The sequence below is a fragment of the Prescottella subtropica genome, assembly GCF_005434945.1.
Taxonomy (GTDB): Bacteria; Actinomycetota; Actinomycetes; order Mycobacteriales; family Mycobacteriaceae; genus Prescottella; species Prescottella subtropica.
In genome coordinates, this window is the sequence record NZ_SKCH01000003.1 from 132159 (window position 1) to 146909 (window position 14751).

16 protein-coding genes are annotated in these 14751 nt (G+C 69.5%); 8 read left to right on the plus strand and 8 right to left on the minus strand.

Annotated elements, in window-relative coordinates:
• Positions 1–132 precede the first annotated feature (132 nt).
• From E0497_RS04950 to E0497_RS04970, 5 genes are all read left to right on the plus strand, one after another.
• On the plus strand, positions 133–1164 hold the full coding sequence (locus E0497_RS04950) for an extracellular solute-binding protein (protein WP_137723674.1): 1032 nt from the start codon (positions 133–135) through the stop codon (positions 1162–1164).
• A complete protein-coding gene (cysT, locus tag E0497_RS04955; protein WP_137723675.1) occupies positions 1161–2066 on the plus strand; it encodes a sulfate ABC transporter permease subunit CysT in 906 nt (301 codons plus the stop codon). The genes E0497_RS04950 and cysT overlap by 4 nt, the downstream gene beginning before the upstream one ends.
• Positions 2063–2869, plus strand: coding sequence for a sulfate ABC transporter permease subunit CysW (cysW, locus tag E0497_RS04960; RefSeq protein ID WP_137723676.1), 807 nt, complete (start codon positions 2063–2065; stop codon positions 2867–2869). Before cysT ends, cysW begins: the two co-directional genes overlap by 4 nt.
• Complete coding sequence (locus E0497_RS04965; protein WP_137723677.1) at positions 2866–3813, plus strand: sulfate/molybdate ABC transporter ATP-binding protein; 948 nt, start codon at positions 2866–2868, stop codon at positions 3811–3813. The genes cysW and E0497_RS04965 overlap by 4 nt, the downstream gene beginning before the upstream one ends.
• 124 nt (positions 3814–3937) lie before the next feature.
• The gene (locus E0497_RS04970; protein ID WP_137723678.1) at positions 3938–4528 is read left to right on the plus strand and encodes a pyridoxamine 5'-phosphate oxidase family protein; all 591 of its coding nucleotides are present in this window, start codon (positions 3938–3940) and stop codon (positions 4526–4528) included.
• On the opposite strand, the gene E0497_RS04975 is transcribed toward E0497_RS04970, so the two are convergent.
• From E0497_RS04975 to E0497_RS21080, 7 genes are all read right to left on the minus strand, one after another.
• On the minus strand, positions 4514–5758 hold the full coding sequence (locus E0497_RS04975) for a serine hydrolase domain-containing protein (RefSeq protein WP_137723679.1): 1245 nt from the start codon (positions 5756–5758) through the stop codon (positions 4514–4516). The genes E0497_RS04970 and E0497_RS04975 overlap by 15 nt on opposite strands.
• A gap of 64 nt (positions 5759–5822) precedes the next feature.
• Positions 5823–6572, minus strand: coding sequence for a sirohydrochlorin chelatase (locus E0497_RS04980; protein WP_137723680.1), 750 nt, complete (start codon positions 6570–6572; stop codon positions 5823–5825).
• A gap of 4 nt (positions 6573–6576) precedes the next feature.
• Positions 6577–7872: a sulfate adenylyltransferase subunit 1 gene (locus tag E0497_RS04985; RefSeq protein WP_137723681.1), complete on the minus strand. Its 1296-nt coding sequence runs from the start codon at positions 7870–7872 to the stop codon at positions 6577–6579.
• Positions 7872–8825, minus strand: a complete 954-nt coding sequence (gene cysD / locus E0497_RS04990) for a sulfate adenylyltransferase subunit CysD (protein ID WP_170312871.1) — start codon at positions 8823–8825, stop codon at positions 7872–7874. The genes E0497_RS04985 and cysD overlap by 1 nt, the downstream gene beginning before the upstream one ends.
• Complete coding sequence (locus tag E0497_RS04995) at positions 8804–9550, minus strand: phosphoadenylyl-sulfate reductase (protein ID WP_137723846.1); 747 nt, start codon at positions 9548–9550, stop codon at positions 8804–8806. Before E0497_RS04995 ends, cysD begins: the two co-directional genes overlap by 22 nt.
• 26 nt (positions 9551–9576) lie before the next feature.
• Positions 9577–11292: a nitrite/sulfite reductase gene (locus E0497_RS05000; RefSeq protein WP_137723683.1), complete on the minus strand. Its 1716-nt coding sequence runs from the start codon at positions 11290–11292 to the stop codon at positions 9577–9579.
• 166 nt (positions 11293–11458) lie between these two features.
• Positions 11459–11548, minus strand: a complete 90-nt coding sequence (locus tag E0497_RS21080) for an Ms4527A family Cys-rich leader peptide (protein WP_368076962.1) — start codon at positions 11546–11548, stop codon at positions 11459–11461.
• 203 nt (positions 11549–11751) lie between these two features.
• Between E0497_RS21080 and E0497_RS20395 the strand changes: the two genes are divergently transcribed.
• Both E0497_RS20395 and hemW read left to right on the plus strand, forming a co-directional pair.
• A complete protein-coding gene (locus E0497_RS20395; RefSeq protein WP_161987387.1) occupies positions 11752–11904 on the plus strand; it encodes a hypothetical protein in 153 nt (50 codons plus the stop codon).
• Between the two features lie 126 nt (positions 11905–12030).
• Entirely contained in the window at positions 12031–13251 is a 1221-nt protein-coding gene (hemW, locus tag E0497_RS05005; RefSeq protein ID WP_137723684.1) for a radical SAM family heme chaperone HemW, read from the plus strand.
• 4 nt (positions 13252–13255) lie between these two features.
• Here the strand turns inward: hemW and E0497_RS05010 are convergent, their stop codons facing one another.
• Positions 13256–13561, minus strand: a complete 306-nt coding sequence (locus E0497_RS05010; protein ID WP_137723685.1) for a type II toxin-antitoxin system VapB family antitoxin — start codon at positions 13559–13561, stop codon at positions 13256–13258.
• Between the two features lie 120 nt (positions 13562–13681).
• Here E0497_RS05010 and hrcA point away from each other — a divergent pair, with 120 nt between their 5' ends.
• Positions 13682–14725 (plus strand): heat-inducible transcriptional repressor HrcA, encoded by a 1044-nt coding sequence (gene hrcA, locus E0497_RS05015; RefSeq protein WP_137723686.1) that lies wholly within the window; start codon positions 13682–13684, stop codon positions 14723–14725.
• The last annotated feature ends 26 nt before the right edge of the window (positions 14726–14751 follow it).

Below are 14751 nucleotides of genomic sequence, written 5' to 3' on the forward strand. Positions count from 1 at the left end.
CGCCCCCGGACGTCGCTCACTCGGAGGTCCGCTCCGAGTTCCCCGTGCCCGAATCCCCGTGTGCGCACTCTCACGAGTACGCACTCCTGTGATCCACGGCCCGCACCGGCCCGGTAGGAAGGTTGCCCACCGATGAAACACCGTTCCCGCACGTTGTCGACCGCTCTGGTCGCGATCGGAGCGGCCGCGCTGACCGCCTGTAGCGGCGGGTCGAGCGATGTCATGGGCGGCGGCGACATCGGCGCCGACGGCAGCGGCGGCACGATCAACCTGTTCGCGTTCGGTGTACCGAAGCCCGGCTACGACAAGGTCACCGCGGCGTTCGCCGAGACCGCGGACGGTGCCGGGGTGCGGTTCAACCCGTCGTACGGGCCGTCCGGGGACCAGTCCCGCAAGGTCGGGGACGGTGCGCAGGCCGATCTGGTGAGTTTCTCCGTCGAACCGGAGATCACCCGTCTGGTGGACGCAGGTCTGGTCGACGAGAGCTGGAACCGGGACGCCTACCACGGTGTCCCGTTCGGTTCGGTCATCACGCTCGTCGTGCGGGAGGGCAACCCGAAGAACATCCGGGACTGGGACGACCTGCTGCGTCCCGGTGTCGAGGTGGTGACCCCGAACCCGTTCAGTTCCGGGTCCGCGAAGTGGAATCTGTTGGCGCCGTACGCCGTCGAGAGCGACGGTGGGGAGAACCCGCAGGCCGGACTCGACTACCTCCGCGAGCTGGTGACCGAACACGTGACGGTGCAGCCGAAGTCGGGGCGGGAGGCCACCGAGATGTTCCTGCAGGGCACCGGGGACGTGCTGCTCAGCTACGAGAACGAGGCCCTGTTCACCGAACGCAAGGGCGACCCGGTCGAGCACGTCACCCCGGCCGCGACGTTCAAGGTGGAGAGTCCCGTCGCGGTCGTCTCGACCGGACGCAACCGGGCCACCGCCGTCACGTTCCGGGACTTCCTGTACTCGGAGCCGGCGCAGCGTGGATTCGCCGAGGCCGGGTTCCGGCCCGTCGACCCGGCCGTGACGGCCGAGTACACGGCCGACTTCCCGGCACCGCAGAAGCTGTGGACCGTCGCCGATCTCGGCGGCTGGGACACCGTCGACCAGGATCTGTTCGACCAGAACTCGGGCACGATCGCCGCCATCTACGAGAACGCCACGAAATGACGACGACAGTGAGTGAACAGACGACAGACACGGCGCCGGCGGCCCCGCCCGCGCCGCCGACGCCCCCACCGCCGAGTCCGGCCGCACGCCTGCGTCGCCGGCTCGCGGTCACCGGCGCCGTCGGGCCGCTCGGTATCGGTATCGCCGCCGTGTGGCTGAGCATCATCGTGCTGCTGCCGCTCGCGGCGCTGCTGGTGGCGTCCCTCGACGACGGCTGGTCCGGATTCTGGAGTGCCGTCACCGCGCCGGGCGCGCTCGCCGCGCTGCGGGTGACGATCCTGGTGTCGGCGATCGTCGCGGTGATCAACGTGGTGATGGGCACGATGATCGCGTGGGTGCTGGTGCGTGACGAGTTCCCCGGCAAGCGGATCATAGGCGCGCTCATCGACCTGCCGTTCGCGCTGCCGACGATCGTGGCGAGTATCGTGCTGCTGTCGCTGTACGGGCCGCAGAGCCCGATCGGTGTGCACCTCAACGCCACCCAGCCCGGCCTGGTGATGGCGCTGGCGTTCGTGACGCTGCCGTTCGTGGTCCGCTCGGTGCAGCCCGTGCTCATCGAGGTCGACCGGGATGTCGAGGAGGCCGCGGCGTCGCTCGGCGCGAACAACTGGACGATCTTCCGCCGCGTCGTGCTGCCCACCCTGGCCCCGGCGATCATCGGCGGCGCCGGCCTCGCGTTCGCCCGCGCCATCGGCGAGTACGGGTCGGTGGTGCTGATCGGCGGCAACATTCCCCGGCAGACACAGGTGGCGTCGCAGTACATCCAGCAGCAGATCGAGATCGACCGGCAGACCAGCGCGGCCGCGGTGTCGGTGACACTGCTCGCGATCGCGTTCGTGACCCTGCTGGTGCTGCGCATGTTCGCGGCCCGCAACCAGCGCCGAGAGGAGCAGTCGCAGTGAAGATCTCCCCGTTCGCGCGGATTTCCCTGCGCACGATCGTCCTCGGCTACCTGGCGGTGCTGCTGCTCAGCCCGATCGCGGTGATCCTCTACCGGGCGTTCGAACACGGCGCCGTCACCTTCTACCACGCGATCAGCACGCCGGCCGCGATCTCCGCGCTGAACCTGTCGATGATCATCGTGGCGATCGTCGTCCCGCTCAACGTGGTGTTCGGGATCGTCACCGCGCTGGCCCTCGTGCGCGGCCGGTTCCCCGGACGCGGGCTGCTGCAGTCGGTGGTCGACCTGCCGTTCGCGGTGTCGCCCATCGTCGTCGGTGTCTCACTGATCCTGCTGTGGGGTGCCGGCGGCTGGTTCGGCGGCCTCGAATCCACCGGCTTCCGGGTGATCTTCGGGTTGCCCGGCATGGTGATCGCCACGATCTTCGTCACGCTCCCGTTCGTGGTCCGCGAGGTCGAACCCGTCCTGTACGAGATCGGGGAGGAACAGGAACAGGCCGCCGCGACGCTGGGTGCGTCGAAGTGGCAGACGTTCACCCGGATCACGTTGCCCGCCATCCGCTGGGGCCTCACCTACGGTGTCGTGCTCACCATCGCCCGCGCGCTCGGCGAGTTCGGCGCGGTCATCATGGTCTCGTCCGGCATCCCCGGACAGTCGCAGACCCTGACCCTGCTGGTGCATTCGCGCTACATCGACGACCACAACACCTTCGGCGCCTACGCGGCGGCCACCCTGCTGATGGGGATCGCCCTCATCGCCCTGCTGCTGATGACTCTGCTCGACCGCAAGAGGAGCACGACATGATCACCGTGACCGGAGCCCGCAAGAACTACGGCGACTTCGCCGCTCTCGACGACGTCACCCTCGACATCCCGTCCGGGTCGCTCACGGCGCTGCTCGGGCCGTCCGGCTCGGGCAAGTCGACGCTGCTGCGGTCGATCGCCGGCCTCGAGCATCCCGACTCGGGCACCATCACCATCGCCGGCAAGGACGTCACCGGTGTGCCCCCGCAGAAGCGGGACATCGGCTTCGTGTTCCAGCACTATGCCGCGTTCAAGCACATGACGGTCCGCGACAACGTCGCGTTCGGCCTGACGATCCGCAAACGCCCCAAGGCGGAGATCGCGAAGAAGGTCGACGACCTGCTGGAGATCGTCGGACTCGACGGCTTCCAGCACCGCTACCCGGCGCAGCTGTCCGGCGGTCAGCGCCAGCGCATGGCCCTGGCCCGGGCTCTCGCCGTCGACCCGCAGGTGCTGCTGCTCGACGAGCCGTTCGGCGCCCTCGACGCGAAGGTACGTGACGACCTGCGCGCGTGGCTGCGCCGCCTGCACGACGAGGTCCACGTCACCACCGTCCTGGTCACCCACGACCAGGAGGAGGCCCTCGACATCGCCGACCGGATCGCGGTCCTCAACAAGGGGCGGATCGAGCAGGCCGGCACCCCGCAGGAGCTGTACGACACCCCGGCCAACGATTTCGTGATGTCGTTCCTCGGCCCCGTCGCCCGGCTCAACGGGCAACTGGTGCGCCCGCACGATCTGCGCCTGGACCGCAGTCAGCTGCCGCAGTCGTTCGCCGCGACCGTCTCCCGCGTCGTGCATCTCGGCTTCGAGGTGCGGGTCGAGTTGCAGCCGAAGACCGGTGCCCAGCAGCTGTCCGCGCAGATCACCCGCGGCGACGCCGAATCCCTCGGCCTGCGTGAGGGCGAGACGGTGTACGTGCGGCCCACCGACATCGCCGGATAGGCCGGCGGGCTCCCCGGGGGTGGTGACCGACCACCCCCGGGGTGGCTGGACGGCGGCCGTGGTCGGCCGCAATGCTGGATGTCGGGGGAAATACGGTACGACGGGTGCGATTCGAGGCCGACCGATGGACGACTGCGACCGGACGGAGGTTCGGGCCCGACGGTTCCACGACCGCCAGTGGACCGGTGAACTCAATGCGGCGATGATCGCCTTCGTCGAGCGGCGGGACCTGATGTTCATCGGAACATCGGCCAGGGACGGCACCTGCGACGTGTCGTTGCGGGCCGGGCCCCGCGGCTTCGTCCGGGTGCTGTCCCCGACGCTGCTCGGCTTCCCCGACTACCGGGGCAACGGGGTGATGGCCAGCCTCGGCAACCTCCGGGAGAACCCGCACATCGGGTTGTTCCTCGTCGACTTCACCGACGATGTGATCGGCCTGCACATCAACGGCACGGCCACCGTCGTCGACCCCGACGACTGGCACAGCCGCCGTCCCGGGATCGTGGCCGACCGGGTCCGTCCGCGGGTGCCGCAGTGGTGGGTCCAGGTGTGCGTCGAGGAAGCATACATTCACTGCCGCAAGAACATTCCCCACCTGGTCACCGCACCAGCCGTGTCCGCGGGGGCCGACCCGGGCGGACGGCCACCTGACGGCCGCGACTTCTTCGGGGTCGCTGCTGGACGCCGGGAGGTTCCGGGGTCAGGACCCGGTTGACCCGAACACCACCGACCCGGTCGCGCCGGGGCCGGGTTCACCGGCGACGAGCGTCTGCATCAGCGTGGTGGTCGCCGAGCTGACGAAGTCCATGTTCGCGCCGTTGTTCAGGACGGTGATCGCCCAGCCGTTCTCGGGGACGAGGACCGTCGCGCTCGTCGACCCGGCCGCGCCACCGTTCTTGAACGCGTACGCCGGTGTCGACCCGGAGGCGGGAAACAGCTGCCACGCCATCCCCATCGCCGTGCCGGGGTTCTTCGGGTCCGTCGGGCCGGGGATCTCGGTGAGCATCGACTGCAACACCGGAACCAGGGGGTTGTCGCCGTAGCCGAGGGTGGCGGCCGCCCAGATCGCCATGTCCGACGCGGTACTGATCAACCCGCCGCCACCGGCGAGGGCCGCGGTGTTGTCCCACAGGTTCGCGGGCTTCCCGTGTGCATAGGGCTGCGCGAGATCCGGTGTGCGCGTCTCGAGTGTCGTCGACGTCATGCCGAGTGGACCGGTCAGTTCGTCCGCGACGACCTGCCCGAACGCCGGTTCCGGGTGTCCCGGTGCGAACGTGTCGGCCAGGAGGGTGCCCAGGGTGCCGAACCCGAAGTCCGAGTAAAGCCATTGCGTGCCGGGCGCCGCGAACAGGGCGTCCGGCTTCTCGAGGCCCTGCCACAGGTAGCCGCGGTCGTAGCGCGGCTTCGGATTGCAGCCGGGCACACCGCCACACGGCGCGTCGAGGTTCGGTGGGTCGTCCGTCAGACCCGAGCGGTGCGTCACGAGGTCCCCGAGCGTGATCACGGCACCGTCCCGGGACGGGAGCGTGACGCCGGACGCGTACGGCTGCGCCGGATCGTCGAGGTGCGCCTGCCCCTGCGCGATCCGTTTCGCGAGCAGCGCCGCGGTGAACGTCTTCGTCTCGGACGCGATCTCGAACTGCGTCTGCGGACCGACCCGCCGGCCCAGGGCCTTGTCCGCGTCACCGAAGTAGTACGACGTCGTCAGCGACGCCCCCGGATACGCGGGATCGGGTTTCGTGACCGCGATCGCCAGCCCCGGACCGGAATGCGCGAGGATCTGCTGCGCCGTCGCCACCACCGCCGCCGACTCGGCCGCGTCGCCGGGCACCGAACCCGGATTCGGGGTGGGTGCGACATCGGCGGCGGCCGGGGCAGCACCGACGGCAGACAGCGTCAGGAACGTCGCGACGGCGAGAGCCGAACGGCGGAGTGTGGTGGGCACGCCGACGAGACTAACGGTGCAGTAAGGATTTTCGCGACACTTTCGCCGTAGTCGGGCGGGACGGTCAGGCGGAGAGTCGCGTTCCGGTGGTGGCGCGGACCGCCGCGGCGTACCGGTCGAACACGACCGCCGCCAGGTTCGGGTGCGCCCCGATCGGATCCGCGAACACCACGTCCGGGTCGGCGACGAGGGCTGCGTCGCCCAGCCGGTCGGTGAGCAGGCCCGGCGCCAGGAACCACGGGGCGATCACGACACGTCGCGCCCCCTGCGCGTGGAGTGACGAGATCGCCTGCCCGACGGACGGCTGCGCGGCCGTCGCGAAGCACGCCGACGTCGACCACCGGGTACCGGCGCTCAGGACGGCCGTGAGCCGGTTCACCCGGCGGTTCGCCGCGGCATGCGACGAGCCGACCGCCGCGAGGACGACACCGGTCTCCGGATCGTCCACCGCGGCGCCGGCCGCGACGACCCGGTCACGGACCGCGCCGACCAGTCGCGGATCGCCACCGAGCACGTCCGCCTGGACGAGGGCCAGTCGCGGGTGTCGGGCCCGGGCGCCGGCAAGGATGCCCGGCAGGTCGACGCGGGCGTGGAAGGCACTGCCCAGCAGCAGCGGGACGACGACCGCCGCGGAATGCCCCTCGGCGGCCACCGCGTCGACGACCCGGTCCACCGACGGTGCCGTCAGATCGAGGAACGCGAGCCGGACGTCGAGATCCGGCCGCTGCGCGCGGATCGCCGCCACGGCAGCCACGACCACCCGAGCCGATCGGGGGTCACGGCTGCCGTGCGCGACGGCGATGAGCGGAGCCACGGTACTAGACCCGGTCCCCGAGTTCGACGGCCGCGATCGCGTCCCCGACGAGACCGGCCGCGAGCGTGTTCCCGCCGGCCGGGTCGATCAGCAGGAAGCTGCCGGTGTGCCGGTTCACGGTGTAGTCGTCGGCGACGATCGGCTCGGCGACCCGCACCGCGATCTTGCCGATCTCGTTGAGCGCGAGCGTGTCCGGGGACGCCTCGGACGTGAGCTCCTGATCGTCGAGCCGTTCGACGAGCGCCCCCACGATCGCCTGCGTGGTGCGGGTGCCGTGCTTGAGCAGCAGCCGCGCGCCCGGACGCAACGGCTTCTCGGCCAGCCAGCACACGGTGGCGTCGAACTCGCCGATCGGCTCCGGCGCATCCGACGGCGCCGCGATGGTGTCACCGCGGGAGACGTCGACGTCGTCGGCGAGCACCAGCGTCACACTGCGGCCCGCGTGTGCGACGTCGAGTTCCCCGTCGTACGTGTCGATCCGGGTGACCGTCGTGCGGGTACCGGACGGCAGCACCACGACCTCGTCGCCGGGGGAGACAGAGCCCGCCGCGACCTGACCGGCATAGCCGCGGTAGTCGGGGAACTCGGCCGTGCGCGGACGGATCACGTACTGCACCGGGAAGCGCAGACCGATCGAATGCGCCCCGGAACTGTCGCTGTCCACCGGCACCGACTCGAGATGCTCGATGAGCGTCGGACCGTCGTAGTACGGCGTCTTGTCCGACGCCACCGCGACGTTGTCGCCGTGCAGCGCCGAGACGGGGATCGCGTGGACGTCCGTGTCGTCCCAGCCGAGGGAGGAGGTCAGCGAACGGAACTCGGCGGTGATGTCCGCGAACACCGTCGCCGGATCGTCGACGAGGTCGATCTTGTTGACCGCCAGCACCAGTCGCGGCACCCCGAGCAGCGCCAGCACGGCGGCGTGCTTGCGGGTTTGCGAGATGACGCCCTTGCGGGCGTCGACCAGCAGGATCACCAGTTGCGCGGTGGACGCCCCCGAGACGGTGTTGCGGGTGTACTGCACGTGCCCCGGTGTGTCGGCGAGCACGAAGCTGCGGTTCGGGGTGGCGAAGTAGCGGTACGCGACGTCGATGGTGATGCCCTGCTCGCGTTCGGCGCGCAGACCGTCGACGAGCAGCGACAGGTCCGGGGTGGACAGGCCCCGGTCGACCGACGCGCGGGTGACGGCGTCGATCTGGTCGGCCAGAACGGATTTCGTGTCGTACAGCAGCCGGCCCACCAGGGTGGACTTGCCGTCGTCGACGCTGCCCGCGGTGGCGAGACGCAACAAATCGCTCATCAGAAGTAGCCCTCTCGCTTGCGGTCTTCCATGGCCGCCTCGGACACGCGGTCGTCGCCACGGGTGGCGCCGCGCTCGGTCAGTCGGGACGCCGCGACCTCGGCGAGGATGGCGTCGTTGTCGGCGGCGTCGGACAGGACCGCGCCGGTGGTGGAGCCGTCGCCGACGGTGCGGTAGCGCACCGAGAGTGTCTGCAGCTCTTCGCCTTCCGCCGGCCCGCCCCACACGCCCGGCGTCATCCACATGCCGTCCCGCTGGTACACCGGACGCTGGTGCGCGTAGTAGATGCTCGCCAGTTCCACGTCGTCGCGGGCGATGTAGCGCCAGATGTCGAGCTCGGTGAAATTGCTCAGCGGGAACACCCGCACCTGCTCGCCGGGCGAGTGCTTGCCGTTGTACAGATTCCACAGCTCGGGGCGCTGCTTCTTCGGATCCCAGCGGCCGAACGCGTCGCGCAGCGAGAAGATCCGCTCCTTGGCGCGGGCCCGTTCCTCGTCGCGGCGGGCCCCGCCGAACACTGCGTCGAACCGGTTCTCGGCGATCGCGTCGAGCAGCGGCACCGTCTGCAATGGGTTGCGGATGCCGTCGGGACGCTCGGTGAGCCGGCCGTCGGCGAGATAGTCCTCCACACTCGCCACGTGCAGGCGCAGGTTGTACTTCGAGACGACGTGGTCCCGGAACGCGAGCACCTCGGGCAGGTTGTGCCCGGTGTCCACGTGCAGCAGCGCGAACGGTACCGGCGCCGGCCAGAAGGCCTTGATCGCCAGGTGCAGCAGCACCGTCGAGTCCTTGCCGCCCGAGAACAGGATCACCGGACGCTCGAACTCGCCGGCCACCTCCCGGAAGATGTGGATCGCCTCGGACTCGAGGGCGTCGAGCGTGTCGAACCTGGTGCCGTCGAGGAGTGTTCGTGAATCGTTCACTGATGTGGTCATGACGCGTGCAACCCGCATTCTGTCTTGGCCGAACCGGCCCACCGACCGCTACGCGGATCGGCGCCGGGGAGAGGTTTGACGGTGCACGGAGCGCACCCGATGGACGGATACCCCTCGTCGACGAGCGGATTCACCAGGATCGAATGCTCGTCGATGTACGCCTGCACGTCGTCGTCCGACCACGCGGCGATGGGATTGATCTTCACGAGCCCGAACGCCTCGTCGAACGAGATCAGCGGGGCATTCGCCCGGGTGGGGGCCTCGACCCGGCGGATACCGGTGACCCACGCCCGGTAGCTGCGCAGTGTCGCCTTCAGCGGCACCACCTTCCGCAACCGGCAGCACTCGGCGGCATCCCGCGAGAACAGATCCTTGCCGAGCAGGGCGTCCTGCTCGGCGACGCTGTTCTCGGCCATTGCGTTCACGACGTTCACGCCGTACACCTGCTCGACGGCGTCCCGGGTGCCGATGGTCTCCGGGAAGTGGTAGCCGGTGTCCAGAAACAGGATGTCCACACCCGGACGAGCCTGCGCCGCAAGATGAACGAGGACACCGTCCTGCATATTCGACGCCACGATGTAGCCGCTGCGCTCATTCCCCGTCGCCGCGCCCGCCCCGGCCCCGAAGGTGTCCTCCGTCCACTGCAGCAGTTCCTGCGCCGACGCCCCCGCGAGATCCGCCGCCCCCTGCGCGGCGATCCTCCGGAGCTCGTCGGTAGCCGCGGTGCTCAGATCCACACTCATCGGTGTTGTCTGCTCTTCGCCGGAGCTCATCGCAAATCCTCTTCGTCAGCACGCACGACCCACTCCGCGAAGCGTTCGCCGTCGTTCTTGTTCTTGATGAAGTTGCGCACCAACCGGTCGATGTAGTCGGTGGCCTCGTGCGCGAAAATCTTGTGCTGCCGCAACTTTCGACCGAACGCGCTGTCGAAGCCGAGGCTGCCGCCGAGATGCACCTGGAACCCCTCGAGTGGGGTGCCGTTCTCGTCGGCGATCAACTGGCCCTTGAACCCGATGTCCGCGACCTGCACGCGGGCGCACGAGTTGGGGCAGCCGTTGAAGTTGATGGTGATCGGCACGTCCAGCTGTTCGTTGAGGTCCGCGAGCCGCTCCTCCAGGATCGGCACGAGTGCCTGTGAACGGCTGCGGGTTTCGGTGAACGACAGCTTGCAGTACTCGAGCCCGGTGCAGGCGATGAGGTTGCGACGCCAGCGCGACGGCCGCGAGTTGAGTCCGACCGCCTCGAGGTCGGCGTCCAGTCCGGCGATCTTCTCGTCGGCGACGTCGACGACCACCAGCTTCTGGTACGGGGTGAACCGTAGATCGTCGGTGCCGGCCCGTTCCATGGCGTCGGCGAGCGCGAACAGGGTGTCGCCGGTCAGGCGTCCGGACACCGCGGAGTAGCCGACGGCGTTGAGCCCGTTGGTCAGTCGCGTCACACCGACGTGGTCGATCGGATGCTTCGGCGGCACCGGGGCCGGGCCGTCGATCAGCTTCCGGTGCAGGTACTCGGTCTCGAGAACCTCTCGGAATTTTTCCGTCCCCCAGTCCTTGACGAGGAACTTCAGCCGCGCCTTCGACCGCAGCCGCCGGTAGCCGTAGTCGCGGAAGATCGCGACGACCGCCTCCCACACGTCCGGGACCTCGTCGAGCGGAATCCACGCGCCGAGGCGCTGCGCCATCATCGGGTTCGTCGACAGGCCGCCGCCGACCCACAGATCCAGGCCGGGGCCGTGCTCGGGATGCTCGACGCCGACGAACGCGACGTCGTTGATCTCGTGCACCACGTCCTGCTGGCCGGAGATCGCGGTCTTGAACTTGCGCGGCAGGTTGGAGTACTCGGGGTTGCCGATGTACCGGCGCTTGATCTCCGCGAGTGCCGGGCTGGCGTCGAGCACCTCGTCGGGGGACAGGCCGGCGAGCGGGGAGCCGAGCATGCCGCGGGGGCAGTCGCCGCACGCCTCGGTGGTCTCGAGACCGACCGCCGCGAGCCGACGCCAGATCTCCGGGACGTTCTCGATCTCGATCCAGTGGTACTGGAGGTTCTGGCGATCGGAGATGTCGGCGGTGCCGCGGGCGAAGTCGTTGGAAATCCCTGCGAGAGTGCGGATCTGGTCGCGGTTCAGCCGGCCGCCGTCGGTGCGCACCCGCATCATGAAGTACGGCGCCTCGAGCAGATCGGCGTTGTCGTCGCCGGTGAAGGTGCCGTCGTAGCCCTGCTCCCGCTGCGTGTACAGGCCCATCCACCGGAATCGGCCGCGGAGATCGGACTTGTCGATGCTGTCGAAGCCGCCCTTCGAGTACTGGTCGATGATCCGGGCCCGGACGTTGAGCGGGTTGTCGTCCTTCTTGACCTGCTCGTTGGCGTTGAGGGGTTCGCGGTAGCCGAGCGCCCACTGGCCTTCGGAGGCGCGTTTCTTCGGGCGGGCCGCGCGAGTCGGGGCGGGCGTGGATGTGGTGGGAACGGCGTCGGTGGTCGACGTCATGGGTGCTCCTGGAAGTCGTGAATCTCACGGGGCACCGGTCGAAGACAGGAGAGGAGGGCTGCATCCTCGCGGGAATCGTCCTCGACCGGCCGGAAATACGGGCCGAAACGGGGGAGAAGAATGCAGACGCGCGTCGACTGCGCTCAGGGCAGGAGGACGCCGGCTGCTATACGCCGCAAGGCAGACAACAACAGCTGCAGACACGCTTGAGGTCGACGTGGCGCCTGGCCACCAATCGCACCCCGGTATCCGTCATGGCGGCAATTGTGCCACGGGATTTCGCCGGTGCCGACGGGTCCGCCGATATTTCCCGTGAATTCGCGGGAAATGTGCCGGGCCGGTCCGCGGGCGGTCACCTCCGCGTGACCCGGTACGGGTACCGCACGGGACGGATGGAGGTGGCCGATTCGACCGGCGCGCCGACCTGCGAGAGCCGTCACGGGCGGATACGGTTCGGGCATGGGAAAGATCACAGAAACTGTCAGTCATCTGCTGAAACGACGGAAGGGCCGGCTGCCGGATCCGGCGTCGAAGCAACTCGACCGCTGGGCCGACGAGGGTGGTGCACTGCCGCCGAGCGACCCGCGCGACGACAAGGGCGACGCGAAGTAGGGGCCGATCCGGCTACCGATCGAAATGTGATGCAAACCACACTTCGGGTCGGTGGCCGAGGTGCGGGTTTCGCCCCGTTCCGGGCGTGATCCGAGGGTCGGCGCGGTCGGCTGGAACACTGGTGGGGTGAGTGGTTCCCCCGTCTCGACCCCCGCCCCGGCTTCCTCGACCGATCCGGCGCCGTTCGTGCTGCCCGACACCGCACTGTCCGGGGTGGGCACACGGCCCTTCGGGGTGTACGTCCACGTCCCGTTCTGCGCCACCCGCTGCGGCTACTGCGACTTCAACACCTACACGGCGGGCGAGTTGGGGACGTCGGCGTCGCCGCAGTCGTGGCTCGACGGCTTGAAGCGGGAACTCGCGCTGGCCGCGGAGGCGACCGGCGGCCCGGCCGCGGACACCGTGTTCGTCGGCGGGGGCACCCCGTCACTGCTCGGCGGCGACGGGCTGGCCGAGGTCCTCGGCGCCGTCCGGGACAGCTTCGGGCTCGCCGACGGTGCGGAGGTGACCACCGAATCGAATCCCGAGTCGACGTCACCGCAGTTCTTCGCAGCCCTGCGGGACGCCGGCTACACCCGGATCTCCCTCGGCATGCAGTCCGCCGCCGAGCACGTCCTGAAAGTTCTCGACCGCACGCACACCCCGGGCCGGGCCGTCGCCGCCGCCCGCGAGGCCCGCGACGCCGGTTTCGGGCACGTCAACCTCGACCTCATCTACGGCACCCCCGGCGAGACCGACGCCGACCTGGACGCGTCCCTCGACGCGGTCCTGGGTGCCGGCGTCGACCACGTCTCCGCGTACTCGCTGATCGTCGAGGACGGGACCGCGATGGCCCGCAAGGTGCGCCGCGGGGAACTGCCGGCCCCCGACGACGACGTCCTCGCCGCCCGCTACGAACGGATCGACACGCGCCTGTCCGCCGCCGGCCTGCACTGGTACGAGGTGTCGAACTGGGCGGCCGGTGACGACGCGAGCTGCCGGCACAACCTCGGCTACTGGGACGGCGGCGACTGGTGGGGTGCCGGGCCGGGCGCGCACAGCCATGTCGGCGGCATCCGCTGGTGGAACGTCAAGCACCCGGCCCGGTACGCCGACCTGCTGTCGGCAGGGACGCTGCCGGTCGCCGGCAGTGAAACCCTCACCGCCGACGACGTCCACGTCGAACGCGTCATGCTGACGGTGCGACTGCGCACCGGGATTCCGCTGGCCGACCTGCGGGAGAGTGAACGGGAGGCGGCCGAGCAGGTCGTCGCGGACGGTCTCGCGGTCGTCGAGTCGGGGCATCTGGTGCTCACCGACCGGGGCCGGTTGCTGGCCGACGCCGTCGTCCGCGACCTGCTCGGGTGAGGCGTCAGTCCCCGGCGGCGTCGAAGTCGTAGACGCGGGCGTGCAGGACGACCCGGTTGCGCAGCGCCGAGCGGACCGCGTGGTGGACGCCGTCCTCGAGGTAGACGGTGCCCTGCCACAACACCGCGTGCGGGAACAGGTCCCCGTAGAAGGTGGAGTCCTCGGACAGCAGCCGGTCGAGTTCGAGGACCTTCGTCGTCGTGACGATCTCGTCGAGGCGCACCTGGCGGGGCGGGATCTGCGACCAGTCCCGCAGGGTCAATCCGTGATCGGGATACGGTTTGCCGTCCCGGACACCCTTGAAGATCATCTACGCTCCGCCCGTGGTGCTCGTGTGCGGCCGGACGCCGCCCCCCAACCCTACGGCCACGGCCATTAGACTCGGGTCGGGGTGAATCCGGCTCTCGTGGCGAAACGGAGGTGCACAGCGATGTCGAGTACCGAGGAACGACGGTTCGAGGTTCTGCGGGCCATCGTCGCCGATTACGTCGCCACCCAGGAGCCGATCGGGTCGAAGGCGCTCGTCGAACGGCACAATCTCGGGGTGTCGAGTGCGACGATCCGCAACGACATGGCGGTGCTCGAGGCCGAGGGCTACATCGCGCAGCCGCACACCAGTTCCGGCCGGGTCCCCACCGACAAGGGCTACCGCCAGTTCGTCGACCGGATCGCCGACGTCAAACCGCTGTCGGCCGCCGAGCGGCGGGCCATCCTGCAGTTCCTCGAATCCGGTGTCGACCTCGACGACGTGCTGCGCCGCGGCGTCCGACTGCTGGCGCAGCTCACCCGGCAGGTCGCGGTCGTGCAGTACCCGACACTGTCGGCGTCGTCGGTGCGGCACCTCGAGGTGGTCGCCCTCACCCCGGCACGGCTGCTTCTGGTCCTCATCACCGACTCCGGCCGCGTCGATCAGCGGATCGTCGAACTCGGCGACGTCCTGGGCGACGACGGCCTGTCCCAGCTGCGGAACCTGCTCGGCGGCGCCCTCGAGGGCAAACGACTCGCGGCGGCGTCGATCGCGGTGTCCGAACTGGCCGAGGACGCCCCCGAAAGCATCCGGGACGCCGTCGTCCGGTCGGCGACGGTGCTGGTCGAGACCCTCGTCGAACATCCCGAGGACCGGTTGGTGCTCGGCGGCACCGCCAACCTGACACGCAACGCCGCGGACTTCGCACCGCAGGCCGGGGTACCGGGGTCGCTGCGATCGGTTCTCGAGGCCCTCGAGGAGCAGGTGGTGGTCCTCAAACTGTTGGCTGCGGCACAGGACGCGGGCCGGGTCACCGTCCGGATCGGTGAGGAAACCCAGGTCGCGGAGATGCGGGGCACGTCGGTGATCTCCACCGGCTACGGCGCCGCCGGTACCATCTTCGGGGGAGTAGGGGTCCTCGGTCCCACCCGGATGGACTACCCGGGAACAATTGCCTCGGTGGCTGCCGTTGCCCGGTACATCGGCGAGGTTCTCGCCGAGCGCTGACCTGCGCCGCCGCCGGATTGTTCACC